Here is a 17,592-nt window from a genome sequence, read left to right as displayed (position 1 = left end):
TAAGTGACATGCTTTACTACAATGGCAAATCAAAGAAATAAACTAGCGTGAGTTGACTGGAAGTTTTTATGTATAAATCGAACACATTGGTGCTGCAAACATCTGCAACATCATTATTCAAAATCACTGTACTCACTTCTGCTCTAACTGCGTTGGGAATCACGACAGGTTGTTCCTCAACACCACAATCAAACAAAGTATCATCATCTAAGCAAGTTGGTTCAGGTTATTTAGATGCAAGTAGTTTAGATTCTTTAGAAGATTTATTATCAGCTACCGATATGCGCGCTGTTGAAGGTGATCGTTTATTGGTACTGAAACACGGTGATGTGTGGAAGCGAATGACGGTTGGATTCAAAATGGATTTAAACCATTGGGATTCTCGTATTGAAGCACAACGTAGTTGGTTTATTTCTCGTCAACCATATTTAGATCGCTTAAGCGCGCGTGCCAGTCGTTATTTGTATCATACGGTTAAAGAAGCTGAACGCCGTGGTATGCCAACCGAATTGGCTTTACTTCCTGTTATTGAAAGTTCTTACGATCCAGCTGCAACCAGTAGTGCAGCAGCAGCGGGTTTATGGCAATTTATCCCAAGCACGGGGCGTATTTATGGTTTGCAGCAAACCAGTCTATATGATGGTCGCCGTGATGTGGTTGAGTCGACACGTGCTGCTTATGAGTTTTTAGGTAGTTTATATAATCAATTTGGTTCATGGGAATTGGCATTAGCCGCTTATAACGCAGGACCGGGTCGTATTCAACAGGCGATTAACCGTAACCGTGCAGCAGGATTACCAACAGATTACTGGTCATTAAAACTTCCGCAAGAAACCATGAACTATGTTCCACGCTTCTTGGCGGTTGCTCAAATTATTAAAAATCCAAGTGCCTATGGCGTAAGTTTGCCGCCTATCGCAAACCGTCCACACTTCCGTGAAGTTGGTTTGGCTGCACCTTTGGATATGAATCAAATTGCTTCAATTACAGGCTTAAGCCGTGCGGAATTGTATGCTTTGAACCCTGCTCATCGCGGTGAAACCGTTGATCCAATGAGCCCAATGCGTATTTTAATTCCTGCAGATTTAAGTCCGTCAGTCGATGCGAAATTACGTTCTGGAAAAGTAAGTTCAGGTGGTTTCTGGGTAAGCAATAGCCAACCACCTGCAATGAATAACAATACATCTAATGTCGCTACTACCACAGTTCGAACCAATATCAACACAGGTCAGACGATTACACCGTCAACTAAGACACCACCGCCTTTAACGGCAAGTAATACAGTAGTAACGCGCCCAACAACATCAACGCTGACTAAAACCAATACACCACGAGGTTCTGATGCATTAGCTTCATTTGCTGCTGCTGCCGATGTACCTAGTGCCCCGCGTATTCCCGTTGCGATTACACCAGCGGAAAATGTAAAGCCAATTAAGATTGAGCCACCGATTTCGGTTAAAGAGCGTGAACAAATTATTGCCGCTGTAAAAGAAACCGGCGAGAAGAAAACAGTTACTCAAGTATTAGAACCACAAGCGACACAAGCAGAAAAAGACCAAGTCGTTGCTGAAATTAAAGCAATTGCACCTCAAGGTACAGAAATTGTCGATCCATTTGATGGCAAGATTAAATTAACAGCAATTCAAACTAGCCAATCTGTTGCTGATCAGAAAGGCGTTGAGGTCAGCAAGGGCTTTGCTTATCCAAAAAACTTAGTTGAAGATGCAGCGACAGCAAATAGTGAAGATGCCAAACGCAATCAAGGAAAGCCGTATATTAAAACGGATACTGATGTTGTTGTGGTTGCACCGAAAGGAAAACGTAGCACTTATGTCGTGTTACCAGGCGATACCTTGGCTTTGATTGCACAAAAAAATGGTGTCAATTGGCGTGATATCGCAACGTGGAACCAGATTGATCCGACTGGAACCTTATTTGTAGGTGCAAGCCTGTATTTATATGACGCAAAACCACAGGTTGTTGAGGCTGCAAAAGTCGTTGAACGTAAACCTGAGAGTTATGTCGTACAATCAGGGGATAATCTTACCAATTTAGCAACCCGTTTTGATTTAACTTTAAAACAGTTAGCAGACTATAATAATTTATCCGTGACAGATAATTTATTTGTTGGCCAAAAACTAACGCTCAAAGAACCAAAAAACAATCCACGGAACACTCAATTAAACGCGCCACAACAGTCAGCGCGCACTGTCGAAAATAAAGCAACGACGATGCAAAAGGTTGCCACAAAATCGTATACAGTGAAGCGTGGGGAATATTTAAAACTGATTGCTGATCGTTATGCTTTATCCAATCAAGAATTGGCTGATTTAACTTCTGGTTTGACTGCAAGCAGCAATTTATTTGTTGGGCAAAAAATTAACGTACCGCTGCATGAGGTTTCAAAAACAGAAGAAACTGTTGAACCTAAAAGTACGGTTAAATATGAAAATGTAACAGCATCAAGTAACTATAAGACAGAGTCCTATATTGTACAGCGTGGGGATACTTTATCGAGTATCGCAACAAAATCTAAAATTACATTGAGTGAATTGGCTGAACTGAATAACTTCAAAGCCAACAAAAGTGTTCGTTTAGGGCAAGTTTTAAAAGTGCCAGCAGGTTCAACGATTCCTGAGCAATATGTCGTGCAATCTGGTGATAGTCTTAATGCGATCGCAAATAAATATCAGCTTACTGTGAATTATATTGCTGATCTAAATGGTTTGGAGCGCACAGCAGGTGTTCGCGTTGGACAAAAGCTAAAACTCACAGGTGATGCACCAAGCAAAAATAATCTCAGTGCAAATAGCAAGTTAAAAGAGAAAGAGCGTGAAGAAACTGCACCAGATGTTTATACCGTAAAATCAGGTGATACTTTAAGCAACATCGCGAGTCGTTATTATTTACAAATAGATTATGTAACTGCTTTAAATGGTCTATCTCGTGGTAGTAGTGTTCGTGTTGGGCAAAAGCTAAAACTTACGGGTGATGTACCAAAAGCTGAATCAGCAAAATCTGAAAATAGTAAAAACAGTGCTAAGTCTACACCAAGCAAGAATACTGAAAAATATACGGTGAAGGCGGGTGAGTCTCTAAATAGTATTGCGAACCGTTTTGGACTGTCTGGTCGTGAATTGGCTGAGTTAAATGATTTGAAAGCCAATGCAAGTTTGCAACGTGGTCAAAGTATTTTAGTTCCTAAAACAGTGACTGAATACAAAGTAAAACGTGGTGATACTTTGATTGGTCTAGCAAGTAAATATGGTATGGACACCAGCGCACTTGCTGAAATGAATGATTTCACTCCAAGTACACAACTACGTATTGGTGATGTGATTAAAGTTCCAAATCTGTAATTAGGAATGAATCAATTTGTTTTAGTTAAAAGGCTTAGTCTATTCTGTGGGCTAAGCCTTTTTGCTCAGTTCGCATGCGCTACTATGCAGACGACACCTTATTTAGCCATGCATGTTCAACCCAAATATGCAAAGTTAAATGCGATGCCTTATGCCAATCCGAATGCACCTAAAGGGGGAATGCTCAGTCAATCTAGTTTAGGCACATTCGATAATTTAAATAGCATGAATGGCAAAGGGAGTTCTACGGAAGGTGTAAATTATCTTTTTGATAGTTTGATGGATCGTGCTTTAGATGAGCCACGCGTCATGTACCCATTATTAGCTGAAAAAGTGAGTTACGATCCTGATCATCTTAAAGATGTGATCTTTCATTTAAACCCTCAAGCCCGTTTTAACAATGGTCAGCCCTTGACCGCAGAAGATGTTAAATTCACCTTTGACACTTACCAAACCAAAGCCAATTTAGGCTTTCAAATGTATTTGTCTGATTTAGCAAAAACAGAAGTGATTTCTAAGTATCAGATCAAATTTATTTTTAAGTCCAAGAATAATGTGGAAATGCCACTGATTTTGGCGAGTCTACCGATCTACTCAAAATTGGATTGGAAAAATAAAGATTTTACACGTGTGACATTGCAACCGATTGTAGGTTCAGGACCTTATATTGTTGAGCGAATTGATGCAGGGCGGAGTATCACTTATAAACGCAGTCCAAACTATTGGGCTAAGGATTTGCCAGTCAATAAAGGGCGTTATAATTTTGATCGACTCAAATATGTGTATTATCGAAATTTAGATGTTAGTTTTGAGGGTTTTAAATCTCGCCAATTTAATTTATATGAAGAAAAAAATATTCGTAATTGGATGACAGCTTATCATTTTCCCGCCGTGCAAGCAGGTCAGATCAAAAAATACAAAGCACGTTTGGGGACACCGCTCGATATTCAAAGCTTTGTATTTAATATTCGTCGTTCACCACTAAATGATATTCATCTTCGTAAAGCCCTTACGTATGCTTATGATTTTGAATGGCAAAATAAAGCTTTATTCTTTAATCAAAATCAGCGTTTACAAAGCTATTTCGATAATACTGATCTGGCTGCAACAGGTCGACCCAGCGCCGCAGAATTAAAAGTCTTGGAACCTTTCTTCGCTCAACTAAATCCAGTCATACGACAAGGTGTGTTAGCAGATTGGCATTATCCTGTTTCTGATGGTAGTGGTTTCAATCGGCAGAATTTATTGGTTGCACAAAAGATTTTAAAAGATGCTGGCTATGTGATTCGTCGTAATCAATTATATGATCGGCAGGGTAAAGCGGTTCGTATTGAATTATTAATGCAGCAAGAAAATCCACAACGTGAGTTGATGCCTTTTGTGCGTAATTTGAATCGTTTGGGAATCCAAGTTAACCTCAGACAGGTGGATGTTCCGCAATATGTGGAGCGAATCCGTCATCAGGATTTCGATATGATGATGTTGAAATTGCCACAGACCTTGACACCCGGTAAAGAGCAAGCCCAGTTTTGGGGGAGTGCTGCTGCGGATGAAGCAGGAAATTATAACTATTCAGGGATAAAGAACCCTGCAATTGATCAAATGATTAACAAAATTGTCGCCGCAAAAAACCGAGAAGAAGTCGTCTTGTATACTCATCTCCTCGATCGTTTATTGCGTGCAGGGTATTATCAAATTCTGACGTATGGTAAACCTGAGCGATGGTTTGCTTATTGGGATATGTATCAGCAACCGAAAATAAAACCGAAACTTTCTGTAGGATGGGAATATTGGTGGGTGGATGGTGCAAAGGCTAAGAAGCTCGATCAACCAATACGAAAATCTGACTTAAAATAATGAAGGATCTTATGAGATGGTTCCCTATATTCTGAAAAGAATGTTATTGATGATCCCGACCTTATTTTTCATTGTGTTGATTAACTTTATTATTGTCCAAATTGCGCCAGGTGGACCTGTCGAACAAGCCATCCAACAGATACAAAATGCACAGGGTTTAGGTACAGGAGCAAGCGCTTCATCTAGCCTAAGTAACTTGGCGCAATATCAGGGCGCACGTGGGCTCAGTCCTGAAATGATTGATAAAATTAAAGCACAGTATGGTTTTGATCGTCCTGCACATGAGCGTTTCTGGTTGATGATCAAAGGCTATTTAACATTTGATTTTGGTACAAGCTTTTTTAAAGATAAACCTGTTACGCAATTGCTTTATGAAAAACTGCCTGTCACTTTGTCTCTAGGGTTGTGGAGTACTTTTCTGATTTATTTGATCGCAATTCCCTTAGGTATAAAGAAAGCCAAAAATAATGGTTTGCTGTTTGATCAATCGACTTCGTTGTTGCTGGCGGTGAGTTATGCCATTCCATCTTTTGTTTTTGCGATTTTGCTCATCGTTTTTTTTGCAGGTGGGAGTTATCTACAGTGGTTTCCATTACAAGGACTAGTTTCTGAAAACTTTAATCAGTTAAGTTTTTTCGCCAAAATAAAAGACTATCTATGGCACATGAGTTTGCCGATTCTGAGTATGGTATTAGGGAGTTTTGCTGCACGAACCTATCTGACCAAATATTCTTTTGTAGAAGAATTAAAGAAACCGTATGTTCTGACGGCACGATCAAAAGGTTTAAATGATAATCAGGTACTTTATGGGCATGTTTTTCGTAATGCCATTTTAGTGGTGGTTGCAGCTTTGCCCGAAGCATTGGTGGGTATTTTCTTCGTCGGTAACTTATTTATCGAGATCATTTTTAATCTCGATGGGATTGGTTTATTGGGCTTTGAAGCAATCACCCAACGTGATTATCCTGTAATTTTTGGAACTTTGTTCTTATTTACCTTATTTGGAATGATTTTACGTTTAATTGGTGATTTGCTTTACCAAATGATTGATCCTCGGATTGATTTTGAAGCGAGGGGTGGAAAATGATGTCACCTCTGATGCGCGCACGATTTCACCGTTTTAGACAAAATAAATTGGGCGTTCGTTGTCTCATTCTATTTTTAATCATTTTTATTTTGTCATTATTTGCTGAGATTATTGCTAACGACAAACCTTTGTTGGTTCGTTATCAGCAGTCTTTTTATTTTCCTATTTTTAAAGACTATCCAGAAACCACGTTTGGTGGTGTCTTTGAAACGGCAACAGATTATCAAGACCCTGCGGTAAAACAACTAATTCAAAATCAGGGCTGGATGATTTCTCCACCCGTTGCATTTTCTTATCAGTCACCAAATCTTTCGCTTACTGTACCAGTTCCCTCCAAACCGAGTTCACAAAACTGGCTTGGAACGGATGATCAGGGACGAGATGTATTTGCTCGTATTCTCTACGGTTTGCGTGTTTCTCTCCTATTTGGCTTTGCTCTGACACTTTGTTCCGCCGTGATTGGTGTTATTGTCGGTGCAATTCAGGGCTATTACGGTGGTTGGATCGATTTAATTGGGCAACGTGTCTTAGAAGTATGGGGGGGGTTACCTATGCTTTTTATCGTCATGATTTTGGTCAGTATGTTTAGCCCTAGTGTCTATTGGTTGTTTTTGATCATGTTGTTGTTTGGTTGGACAGAATTAGTGGGTTTAGTCAGAGCAGAGTTTTTGCGTGCCCGAAATTTTGATTATGTTCGTGCAGCTCAAGCCTTGGGTGGTCGTGATCATCAAATTATTTTTAAGCATATTTTACCCAATGCCATGAGTTCTAGCTTGTCGCAAATACCTTTTATGTTGACCGCCAATATTATTGCTTTAACTGCATTAGATTTTCTGGGTTATGGTTTACCACCAGATGCTGCTTCACTTGGGGAGCTATTATTACAGGGTAAAAATAACCTAGATTCACCTTGGTTGGTACTTTCAGGATTCTTTACTTTAGCAATTGTACTTTCTTTACTGATTTATATTGGGGAGGCGGCGCGTGATGCATTCGACCCAAGACGATAATACGGTTTCAAATCCAGCTTTATTAAGAGTTAAGCAACTCAGCATTCACATTGAAACAGGACATCGTCTTGTGAAAGATTTGAGTTTTGATGTTTACCCTGCACAGACTGTTGCGATTGTGGGAGAAAGTGGGTCTGGTAAATCAATCAGTGCTTTGGCTTTATTGGGATTGTTACCTAATAATCTAACAGTACAAGGACAAGTTGAGTTTGCAAGTCAAGCGCTGTTGTCTTTAAGTCCAATTCAGTTACAGCAGCTTCGAGGCAAGCGGATTGCCATTATTTTTCAAGAACCAATGACTGCATTAAATCCTTTGCATCGTGTAGAAAAAATGATGGCTGAAAGCTTGATTTTGCAAGGTGTTTCTACAGTGGATATTCGACAACAGACGCTTTCTTTATTGCAGGATGTTGGGATTGCTGAAGCAGCGCAAATTCTTAAATGCTATCCACATGAGTTGTCGGGTGGGCAACGACAGCGTGTGATGTTGGCGATGGCTTTGGCTTTAGAGCCAGAGGTTTTGATTGCGGATGAACCAACAACAGCTTTGGATGTGGTTTTACAGACGCAAATTTTAGCTTTATTAAAAAAACTACAACAGCAACGAAACATGGCGATGATTTTGATTAGCCATGATTTAAATCTGGTTAAGCAATATACAGATCATGTGGTCGTGCTGAATCAAGGTCAGGTAGAAGAGCAGGGTAGTACGACTGAAATTTTTACACATCCCAAAACTGCATATACACGAAATTTACTCAATCACGACTTTGGACAAGCTCTATCGCTAACGCCGAGCGAGACATTACTTGAACTAAAAAATGTCACGGTCAAATATCCTATCAAACGTGGTTTATTGAACCAAATTAAAGCGTATAAGGTCGCAGCGGACTCAATACATTTCAATTTGTCCAAAGGCGAGGCTTTGGGTATTGTTGGTGAGAGTGGTTCGGGAAAATCATCATTGGCTTTAGCGATTGCACGTTTGATTTCAAGTGAAGGCGAAATTTGCTTGCAGTTTCAAAACTTAAATCAACTCAATCAAAAACAACTTCGCCCCCTACGCCGTGATTTTCAAATTGTATTTCAAGATCCATTTAGTAGCCTAAATCCTCGGATGTCTGTTGAACAAATTATTGCGGAAGGGCTTCACCTTCAAAATATTACTAAGCAACGATCTGATGAGGAAATTGATGACGTTTTAACGAAAGTTGAACTCTCTTTGGAGGATAAAAACAAATATCCGCATCAACTTTCAGGTGGTCAACGACAAAGGGTCGCACTGGCACGCGCTTTAGTTTTAAAACCGAAGCTGATTATTCTAGATGAACCAACTTCTGCCTTGGATCGAGTAACACAACGTTCAATCATTGCGTTGTTGCGTCGTTTACAGCAACAGGAGCAGATTAGTTATTTATTTATCAGTCATGACTTGCAAGTCATTAAAGCCTTGTGCCAAAAAGTCATGGTGATGCATCATGCGAAAGTATTGGAATATCAAGCAACATCACTTTTATTTAGTCAGCCTCAAACAGCGTATACCCGTCAATTGATTGCCGCAAGCGAATATTAGCATTGAAATTAAATTGACATATGATATTGTCAGTTTATCGGAAGAACGCTTGACAGTTACAATAATCAGATTAAATTAGAGCAAATACTCTAATGAGGACAGAGGATGACCATGAGTCAGATTGCAGACAGTATTCAAATTCGTAATACCACATTTAAAAACCGTATTATAAAAGGGGCAATGAGTGAAGCACTTGCTAATCACGAAGGGCAGCCAAATGAATTGCACATAGGCTTGTATGAGGCTTGGGCAAAAGGTGGTTTAGGTTGTGCGATTACAGGCAATGTGATGGTCAATATTGCTGCCAAAAATGAGCCTGGCGTGGTTGCGATTGAAACTGAACGTGACTTAGCAAAATTAAAGCAATGGGCTGATGTTGGTAAAAAATATGGCATGGTGCAGTTGATTCAATTGTCTCACCCTGGTCGCCAATGTCCAAAAGGTTTGAATAAAGAAACTGTTGCGCCATCGGCAGTTCCTTTTAGTCCAATGCTTGCAGCAATGTTTGGAACTCCTCGAGAACTTAAACATGAAGAAATCTTAGATATTATTCAACGTTTTGCAACAGCCGCAGCAGTGTGTGAAAAAGCAGGATTTGAAGGTGTGCAGCTTCATGGCGCTCATGATTATCTGATTAGCCAGTTCCTATCTCCATTAACCAATAAACGTACCGATCAATGGGGTGGTTCGATTGAGAATCGTATGCGTTTCTTGGTGGAAATTTATAAGGCTGTCCGTGCTGCAACATCAGAAAACTTTATTATTTCTGTGAAACTTAATTCAGCTGATTTCCAACGTGGTGGAATCACAGAAGAAGATGTCATTACTGTATTCAAAACCATTGATGAAGCTGGTATTGATATTATCGAAATCTCAGGTGGTACCTATGAAGCACCTGCAATGGCAGGTGCTAAAGCTGAATCACGTAAAGCCAGTACCATTGCACGAGAAGCGTATTTCTTAGAATTTGCTGAAAAAATTCGTCAGCATGTGGCGTGCAAATTGATGGTAACGGGTGGTTTCCGTACAGTAGCAGGAATGAATGCAGCACTTCAAAGTGGTGCATGTGATTTTATTGGTATTGCTCGACCACTTGCAGTGGAAACGGATCTTACTGATCGTTTAATTGCAGGCAATGATGTACGTTATGCCGTGAATAAAATTAAAACAGGGATTCCTTTTGTCGATAAAATGGCAATCATGGAAATTATTTGGTATGCGGCACAATTTAAAGCGATTGGGCAGGGTAAAAAACCAAATCCTAAATTGTCACCTTTAATTGTGTTTTTAAATTATGCAAAAGGCAATATTAAGGCTGTTGTTAAAGGTCGAGTGAATTCGCGTAAATCGGCATAACTGAATTACCACGCCATCGTCCAATAAGATTGAAACGTAGAAGCAGACCATTGTCCTTTGATTAAAGATTTTTTAAAGGCTGGTCTGTTTTCTATTTGAGCTAAATAACGCTGTATATGTTTACATTGATGGTTGTTTTGTGCGCAAGCCAATAATGGAAACCACATCAAAATATCTGCAACCGTAAATTGATCCCCAACAAACCATAAATGATCTTTTAAATAGTTATCAATCATGGTTATTTGTTGCTGTAACGATGGATTTAAATAGCCTTGATCAAATCCATATTTTAAAAATTTTGAAACGAAGCGAACAGGAAATGGTGTACGTTGTACAATTTGGTGAAAAATTTGTTTGAGCAATAGCTCTGGAATAAATGTGGCTTCACAATAATTTTTCCAATAATAAAAACTTTGAAGTTGTGATCCTAATAATTTAGTTTGCCCTAATTGGGGATATAGATAAGACAAGTAATCAATAATCGCTGAAGTTTCGGCTAAGATAAAAATTTGCTCTCGATTTATTATTTCAACAGCAGGAAATTTCGATAATTGATGCGGTGAATTTTTCTTTTGATCTGTGTTTGAATGGTGGTTGATGACTAACTCGTAGGGAAGTCCTAATTCTTCTAAAAACCAAACGATGCGCTGAGAACGTGAATTTTGTAAGTGGAATAAACGGATTTGCATATTAGGTTTAAATTTATGGTTTTGATCTATTTTTAGTATAGGGTAGAAAATATGCTAAGAATAATAAAATAGATTTTTCAAAATAATTATTTTGTAGCAGCTCTATTTATAAAGAACCAATAAAAAAAGCCACTGTCTTAAAGATGCAGTGGCTTTTTTGAATTTGGCGTCCCTACGGGGATTCGAACCCCGGTTACCGCCGTGAAAGGGCGATGTCCTAGGCCTCTAGACGATAGGGACTTCTTGAGGTGGGTGTATATTAGGGCTCTGTCACTAAACTGTCAAGAAGATGAGGAGACAGTTTGTTCAAAATATAGCAAAACAGTTCAGCCGTCTTTTGAGTATCGTACAATGCAGAATGAGCCTCTTTGCCATCAAACTCGATGCCAGCTTGAATACAAGCACGTGCTAGTACTGTTTGACCAAACATGACGGCACTCAAAGTTACGGTATCAAATACCGAAAAGCTGTGAAAAGGATTCTGATTTTTTGTACCAGATCGAGCAATTGCAGCTTGTAAAAAACCTAAGTCAAAGTGAGCATTATGTCCTACCAATACTGCATGGGTACAATGCTGTGCTTTGCGGACTTCCGTGAGTGATTTAAAAATACGACGTAAAGCTGTCCGCTCATCTTCGGCCATCGCAACACGCATCGGATTAAAAGGATCAATTCCAATGAAGTCTAATGAGCGACGATCTAAGTTTGCACCTTCAAAAGGATTGATGTGTGCATGGAATGATGGGCCAGGTATGAACTGACCTTGCTCATCATAGATAATCGGGATACAAGCAATTTCAAGTAATGCGTCAGTCTGGGAATTAAAACCTGCTGTTTCAACATCAACAACAACAGGTAAGAATCCACGAAAACGCTGACCAATAACAGGAGCTTTGTTTTCTTCTTGTGTCACACTTTTCTCCATTGCAGTGTTTTACCTGCATGAAGTGGAATGATTTTTTGATCTTCTAGATAATCAAAAGATTCAGCAACCGTATTTTCTTCTTTCACTAAAGTGATAGTTGAAGTATTACGTGGTAAGCCATAGAAGTCAGCACCGAACATACTTGCGAAACCTTCTAAACGCTCTAACTTACCCACTTGATCAAAGGCTTGTGCATAAAGTTCAATTGCATTTGGTGCACTATAGCAACCCGCACAACCACATGCATTCTCTTTAGCATTCTGAGCATGTGGTGCACTGTCAGTACCCAAGAAGAATTTTGGATTACCACTAGTTGCAACTTCTAATAATGTGGTTTGATGTGTTTGACGCTTTAAAATTGGCAAACAATAAAAGTGAGGTTTCACACCACCGACCAACATGTCATTACGGTTAAAGAGCAAGTGTTGCGGTGTAATCGTTGCGGCAACATTACGATCTTGTTCAAGTACAAAATTTGCAGCATCACTTGTCGTAATATGTTCTAACACAACTTTTAATTTTGGGAACTGCTTTAATAAAGGCGATAAAATTTCGTCAAGGAAGCGTTTTTCACGATCAAAAATATCGACATGGTTGTGAGTAACTTCGCCATGTAACAACAACGGAACTTGGTGTTCTTCAAGTTGTTCAATCACTGCATAGACTTTACGAATATCGCTAACGCCATTATCCGAATTTGTCGTTGCGCCAGCGGGGTAGAGTTTGATCGCATTTACATATTCGGATTCTTTGATTTTAAGAACTTCTTGAGGTGAAGTGAAATCTGTAAAATAAAGAACCATACGCGGATCAAAATGTAGTCCTTCTGGAACATGAGCGAGAATACGATCTCGATATGCCAAAGCTTCTTCTACAGTTTTGACTGGTGGAACTAAGTTCGGCATACAGATCGCGCGTGCAAATTGTTTCGCAAGATCTGGAACAGTACGTTTTAAAGCTAATCCATCACGCAAGTGAGCGTGCCAATCATCTGGCTGTAAAAGTGTAATCGTATTCAAGGTGTACTTCAGGCTTAAAAAATAATATAAATAATAATGCATATAGTGCGAAAATGGTAACTACAATTATGGATAAGTAGTTACGCAAAGCGCATGAAAATATGAGAAATTGTGTTATTTTTATGCTGGACAAGAATACAGCATTATAAGAAGAGTGAGAGGGATGGAAAATCAATATGATATTAAGCAGTTATGTAAAGAAAAAGAAGATCTAGAACAGTTAGTCATTTCACATTCTAGAACCAAGAAAACACAAAAAAATTTGCCTACCCAACTCGAAAATGAGTTTTGGCAATTTAATATTGATCGAACTAGAATCAATGCGATTCAGTTCTTTGGTCAAGGGGTAATTACATATGCGATTTTTGTACTTTTGATTTTACCGTCGAATTTGTTGGTCATTCGAGCAAGCACCCATTTCATTTTAGATTTTGTATATAGCATTTTAAGCTTGGTTGTTGTCGCGGCAGCACTATTTTTATTTTGGGCATTTTCTCGTTTTAGACGGCTTAACCCATTATTTTATCCTGCAACCTGTGTGATTGTATTTTGTACAATTGTCATTCCCTCATTGTTAATGATGAGTATTTCTAATCTGGTGCTACAAAACCAGTCGATGGTGTTGATTGCATTCTTATATATGCTGGGTTTTATTTTGAGTGGGCTTAAACCCAAACATATGTTATGGATTGGTTCTTCAGCAGCAATTGTGATCTTATTGTCTTTATACTTTCTCAAAGTACCCTGTGATTTTTTAATGCTAGGGCGTACGTTTATAGGAAGTCTATTGTTGGGTTTTTCGATTAGTGTAATGCTCACCTCTAAGGACAGAAAATTATTTCTAAAAACTAAAATATCTGAAATTGATGAGAGAATTCTACGCTTACAAGCATCTGAACTTTTACATTTAAGCCAACATGACGAGTTAACAAAAGTTTCGAATAGACGTACATTTGAAGAAATGTTTAGTTATTACTATGAACTCGCATGTAAAGAAAGTAAGGCCATGTCCGTATTATTTATAGATATTGATTATTTTAAAAATTATAACGATTTTTATGGTCATCAGATGGGGGATCAAGTTATTTCCGCGATTGCGAAAATGATTAAAAGCTCAATTCGGCACATGGATTTCATTGCACGTTATGGGGGCGAGGAATTTGTGGTGCTTTTACCAGAAACATCTGCTCAAGGTGCATATGCTGTAGCAACCAATATTTATCGAGCGATTGATCGGCAGATGATTCAACATGAAAAATCACTAGTTTCTAATCATGTGACCATTAGTTTGGGTATTACGGTGTTTAATGGAAACCCTAAAATTAGTCAAGATTCGGTGATTCATACTGCGGATAAAGCGCTATATAGAGCGAAACAACTTGGACGTAATCAGATTTACTATCAACCACTTCCGAGTGTTGAGTAAAGAATACAAAAACCGAATACCACAAGTATCCGGTTTTTGTATTGAACAATCTAAATTATTCGAGGAATTTAACGGTAACGCCAGAGCGTACTTTTCCACCGAGGTCATTGGCATCCCAGTTGGTAAGACGGATACAACCGTGTGATGCTGTCTTGGAAATTAATGATGGGTTTGGCGTACCATGAATACCAAAGGATTTTTTACTTAAACCAATCCAGATATTGCCCACAGGTGCATTTGGGCCTGGTGGTAAGGTCAGTGGTTTAAGGTTTTTTCCTTGAATAAAGTTTGATGGCGAATAGCTGTAGTATGGATTTTTCGCAACACCGACTACTTTATAGGTACCTGTTGGAGAAGGCGTGTCAGAACTACCAATTGTCGCAGGAAATGACGCAATCATCTGGTTACGGCTATTAAACAGATAAAGCTGTTTTGCGCCTTTATGCGCCACGATTAAATGGATGTCTTCAGGCAAGTCGTTACGGACATTGGCAACAACAATTTTTTCACCTGCTTTCTTAAAGGTTGCAGTTGGATTTAATTTTTTGAGGAAACCTTCATCCATATGAAACTTTTCGCCCAACATCTCTGTTACACTCGTGTAGTACAAACCTTTCATTTTTGCTTGTAATGCATAGTCAGAAGGGATTGAATTTGCGTAAGGACCTTTTAAATCTGCATCCGTAATCGTGTATTCAACATAAGTTGGTTTAGTTTGTTGAGCGACTAAAGCATCCCAAGTTTCTTTAGTCAATTGACCTGTTGGTGTAAGGCCATTCATTTGTTGAAATGAAGCAATTGCTTTTAGTGTATTTTTACCATTTGAGCCATCAATTGCGCCTGGTGAGGCGTGAGCATTATTCAACATCACATGCGCACGTGCATATACAGGAAATTGACCTTTACCAATATTTTCATACCAGTCAGCTGTATTCAAACTGTCTAAAGTCCATGAAACTTTGACAGCTGGTGCTGTTGTAGTCGTGGTATCGGGTGCATTTTCTAGTTTTTGAGACACTGCCGAAGCAGCTCCCGTATTGACTTGTGGCTCAGAAGCAGCTTGAACAGCAACACTTGATGCGGATTGAGCCATTACAGTCGATGCAGCAGAACGCTCGATAGATAGTGGATCAATAGGATCTTGAACTGGAGCTGAAATTTTTTTTGGATTTAATGGTTGCTCAGTTGTTGGGGCAGCAAAAGCAACATTAGCAAGAATACAACTTAAACTCATAGCGAGTAATGAGCGAACAAACATGTAATTCAACCTTAAGAATTATTCATATTGAGATATAAGATATTGCAAGTATTACAGAAAATAGAACAGCTTGCAGTAGCAGTTTTGTGTCCAAGTAAAAAAAATAGTTGAAGTCTGATTTGTTGTATGGGTTTTCACTTATAAATTCGAGGTTAACTTTGCTATGATGCACTCAACATGAAAAAATTTAGAGATTGGTAATGACAACGTTGAAAAATGATCGTTTTTTACGAGCTTTATTACGTGAACCTGTAGACACCACACCCGTTTGGATGATGCGTCAAGCAGGGCGTTATTTACCAGAATATCGTGAAACTCGTGCTCAGGCAGGCGATTTCTTATCTCTATGTAAAAATACTGAATTTGCCTGCGAAGTAACATTACAACCGTTACGCCGCTATGAGCTTGATGCTGCGATTTTATTTTCCGATATTTTGACTATACCTGATGCTTTAGGTTTAGGTTTGTATTTTGAAACAGGTGAAGGGCCAAAGTTTCATAAAACAGTGCGCACTGAACAAGATGTGGCGAATTTACCTAAACTAAATTCTAAATCAGATCTCGCTTATGTCATGAATGCAGTTTCAACGATTCGATCTGCTTTAAATGGACAAGTGCCGCTGATTGGTTTTTCGGGCAGCCCTTGGACCTTAGCAACCTATATGGTTGAAGGTGGTTCAAGTAAAGAATTCCGCTTCATTAAGAATATGATGTATGCACAGCCAGAAATACTACATGCTTTACTTGATCATCTTGCTGATTCAGTGATTGATTATCTGAATGCTCAAATTGATGCAGGCGCTCAAGCGATTCAAATTTTTGATAGTTGGGGTGGTGCGCTAGCGCATAAAGAATATGTTGAATTCTCATTGAATTACATGACCAAGATTATTGCAGGATTACAACGTGAAAAGGATGGTCAACGTATTCCGATTATTGTGTTCACAAAAGGTGGTGGTCAGTGGTTGGAGACAATGTTGACCACAGGCGCTGATGCGTTTGGCCTAGATTGGACTACACCGCTTTATACTGCACGTGATGTGGTCGCAGGGCGTGCTGCTTTACAAGGGAATTTAGATCCTGCTGTGCTTTATGGTTCAGCTGCTTCAATTGAAAAATCTGTGAAAGCGATGTTGGATGATGCGTATGCCAATGGTGAAAAAACAGGGTATATCGCAAACTTAGGTCATGGTATTACCCAATGGGTCGATCCAGCACAGCCTAAGATTTTTGTAGATACTGTTCATGAATACAGTACTAAATATTTAGGTTGATATTTTTAATCATTTCAAAGTAAACGCGCTAGGATCAGTTTTGTGCAGTTGATTGTATTACCGCTCAACTTTATCTTTAAGGCAGCTTCGGCTGCCTTATTTGGGTTGTTGCTTTTGATTGCATTTGCAGTCACCGCACCGATGGGAAGTCATGAACATTGGGGATTTTTTCGTTACGATTATTTGTTGTTTTATGCACTGATTATTCAAGCCTGTCTGATTTATTTAAAGCTCGAATCGTGGGCAGAAGCGAAAGTGATTGCTTTATTCCATCTCATGGCGATGGGAATGGAAATATTTTTGACCCATCCAGCGATTGCCTCATGGCAATATCCTCAACCAGCCATATTTAAATTACTGACTGTGCCATTGTTTGCAGGGTTTATGTATTCAGCAGTGGGTAGTTTTTTTGCTCGGTCTTTGCGACTCTATAATGTTTCATTCGAGAATTTGCCGAATTTTGGCAATATGCTGTGTTTAGCAGTGTTGTCTTACCTTAATTTTATGACCAAGTTTTTTATTCCTGACTATCGAATGGTTTTATTTGTTTGGAGTATTATTATTTTTTGGAAGACCAAACTTTATTTTCAATTACAACAGCATCAGTTTAAAGTTCCGATGTTACCTGTACTATTGGTGCTTGCATTCTTGATTTGGATTGCAGAAAACATTAGTACATTTTGGCTTTGTTGCACAAAGATTTGAAATGCAAAGCGCCCCTAATTGAGCCAAATTTAAGGCGTAACTTGGGTAAGTGGT

At 39.0% G+C, this 17,592-nt stretch carries 12 protein-coding genes, 1 tRNA gene and 1 pseudogene; 9 read left to right on the top strand and 5 right to left on the bottom strand.

What is annotated here, in order from left to right:
- Positions 1 to 68: 68 nt before the first annotated feature.
- The 6 genes from NO346_RS06595 (at position 69) to NO346_RS06570 (ending at position 10,242) form a co-directional block, all read left to right on the top strand.
- Complete coding sequence (locus NO346_RS06595) at positions 69 to 3,359, top strand: LysM peptidoglycan-binding domain-containing protein (RefSeq protein WP_256414673.1); 3,291 nt, start codon at positions 69 to 71, stop codon at positions 3,357 to 3,359.
- 6 nt (positions 3,360 to 3,365) lie between these two features.
- Positions 3,366 to 5,216 (top strand): extracellular solute-binding protein, encoded by a 1,851-nt coding sequence (locus NO346_RS06590; RefSeq protein WP_256414672.1) that lies wholly within the window; start codon positions 3,366 to 3,368, stop codon positions 5,214 to 5,216.
- A gap of 16 nt (positions 5,217 to 5,232) precedes the next feature.
- Positions 5,233 to 6,303 (top strand): microcin C ABC transporter permease YejB, encoded by a 1,071-nt coding sequence (yejB, locus tag NO346_RS06585; RefSeq protein WP_256414671.1) that lies wholly within the window; start codon positions 5,233 to 5,235, stop codon positions 6,301 to 6,303.
- The gene (locus NO346_RS06580) at positions 6,303 to 7,313 is read left to right on the top strand and encodes an ABC transporter permease (RefSeq protein ID WP_256414709.1); all 1,011 of its coding nucleotides are present in this window, start codon (positions 6,303 to 6,305) and stop codon (positions 7,311 to 7,313) included. The genes yejB and NO346_RS06580 overlap by 1 nt, the downstream gene beginning before the upstream one ends.
- Positions 7,291 to 8,886, top strand: a complete 1,596-nt coding sequence (locus NO346_RS06575) for an ABC transporter ATP-binding protein (protein ID WP_256414708.1) — start codon at positions 7,291 to 7,293, stop codon at positions 8,884 to 8,886. The genes NO346_RS06580 and NO346_RS06575 overlap by 23 nt, the downstream gene beginning before the upstream one ends.
- 111 nt (positions 8,887 to 8,997) lie before the next feature.
- Complete coding sequence (locus NO346_RS06570) at positions 8,998 to 10,242, top strand: NADH:flavin oxidoreductase/NADH oxidase family protein (RefSeq protein ID WP_256414670.1); 1,245 nt, start codon at positions 8,998 to 9,000, stop codon at positions 10,240 to 10,242.
- A gap of 5 nt (positions 10,243 to 10,247) precedes the next feature.
- Here the strand turns inward: NO346_RS06570 and NO346_RS06565 are convergent, their stop codons facing one another.
- The 4 genes from NO346_RS06565 to pyrC all read right to left on the bottom strand — a co-directional run bounded on the left by NO346_RS06565 (position 10,248) and on the right by pyrC (position 12,875).
- Complete coding sequence (locus NO346_RS06565; protein WP_256414668.1) at positions 10,248 to 10,931, bottom strand: glutathione S-transferase; 684 nt, start codon at positions 10,929 to 10,931, stop codon at positions 10,248 to 10,250.
- A 164-nt stretch (positions 10,932 to 11,095) separates the two neighbouring features.
- Positions 11,096 to 11,171, bottom strand: a tRNA-Glu gene (locus tag NO346_RS06560).
- 19 nt (positions 11,172 to 11,190) lie between these two features.
- Complete coding sequence (gene rnt, locus NO346_RS06555; RefSeq protein WP_034601574.1) at positions 11,191 to 11,856, bottom strand: ribonuclease T; 666 nt, start codon at positions 11,854 to 11,856, stop codon at positions 11,191 to 11,193.
- On the bottom strand, positions 11,841 to 12,875 hold the full coding sequence (gene pyrC, locus NO346_RS06550; protein WP_034602647.1) for a dihydroorotase: 1,035 nt from the start codon (positions 12,873 to 12,875) through the stop codon (positions 11,841 to 11,843). Before pyrC ends, rnt begins: the two co-directional genes overlap by 16 nt.
- Before the next feature lie 163 nt (positions 12,876 to 13,038).
- Here pyrC and NO346_RS06545 point away from each other — a divergent pair, with 163 nt between their 5' ends.
- On the top strand, positions 13,039 to 14,301 hold the full coding sequence (locus NO346_RS06545) for a GGDEF domain-containing protein (RefSeq protein ID WP_256414667.1): 1,263 nt from the start codon (positions 13,039 to 13,041) through the stop codon (positions 14,299 to 14,301).
- 55 nt (positions 14,302 to 14,356) lie between these two features.
- Here NO346_RS06545 and NO346_RS06540 read toward each other — a convergent pair whose 3' ends face one another.
- Positions 14,357 to 15,559, bottom strand: coding sequence for a L,D-transpeptidase (locus NO346_RS06540; RefSeq protein WP_256414666.1), 1,203 nt, complete (start codon positions 15,557 to 15,559; stop codon positions 14,357 to 14,359).
- Positions 15,560 to 15,759: 200 nt separating this feature from the next.
- Between NO346_RS06540 and hemE the strand changes: the two genes are divergently transcribed.
- A complete protein-coding gene (hemE, locus tag NO346_RS06535) occupies positions 15,760 to 16,833 on the top strand; it encodes a uroporphyrinogen decarboxylase (protein WP_256414665.1) in 1,074 nt (357 codons plus the stop codon).
- Between the two features lie 42 nt (positions 16,834 to 16,875).
- Positions 16,876 to 17,517, top strand: a pseudogene (locus NO346_RS06530) (DUF817 family protein); the annotation flags it as partial.
- Positions 17,518 to 17,592: the final 75 nt, after the last annotated feature.

It is taken from the genome of Acinetobacter sp. 5862 (assembly GCF_024494585.1).
GTDB lineage: Bacteria > Pseudomonadota > Gammaproteobacteria > Pseudomonadales > Moraxellaceae > Acinetobacter.
This window is presented reverse-complemented; position numbering and strand designations above follow the sequence as displayed.

Excerpts from the sequence above, each read along its gene's own strand:
- NO346_RS06575 (WP_256414708.1), top strand. The coding sequence starts at position 7,291 with ATGCATTCGACCCAAGACGATAATACGGTTTCAAATCCAGCTTTATTA.
- NO346_RS06580 (WP_256414709.1), top strand. The coding sequence starts at position 6,303 with ATGTCACCTCTGATGCGCGCACGATTTCACCGTTTTAGACAAAATAAA.
- NO346_RS06590 (WP_256414672.1), top strand. The coding sequence starts at position 3,366 with ATGAATCAATTTGTTTTAGTTAAAAGGCTTAGTCTATTCTGTGGGCTA.
- rnt (WP_034601574.1), bottom strand. The coding sequence starts at position 11,856 with ATGGAGAAAAGTGTGACACAAGAAGAAAACAAAGCTCCTGTTATTGGT.
- yejB (WP_256414671.1), top strand. The coding sequence starts at position 5,233 with ATGGTTCCCTATATTCTGAAAAGAATGTTATTGATGATCCCGACCTTA.
- NO346_RS06570 (WP_256414670.1), top strand. The coding sequence starts at position 8,998 with ATGAGTCAGATTGCAGACAGTATTCAAATTCGTAATACCACATTTAAA.
- NO346_RS06545 (WP_256414667.1), top strand. The coding sequence starts at position 13,039 with ATGGAAAATCAATATGATATTAAGCAGTTATGTAAAGAAAAAGAAGAT.
- NO346_RS06540 (WP_256414666.1), bottom strand. The coding sequence starts at position 15,559 with ATGTTTGTTCGCTCATTACTCGCTATGAGTTTAAGTTGTATTCTTGCT.
- NO346_RS06595 (WP_256414673.1), top strand. The coding sequence starts at position 69 with ATGTATAAATCGAACACATTGGTGCTGCAAACATCTGCAACATCATTA.
- hemE (WP_256414665.1), top strand. The coding sequence starts at position 15,760 with ATGACAACGTTGAAAAATGATCGTTTTTTACGAGCTTTATTACGTGAA.
- NO346_RS06565 (WP_256414668.1), bottom strand. The coding sequence starts at position 10,931 with ATGCAAATCCGTTTATTCCACTTACAAAATTCACGTTCTCAGCGCATC.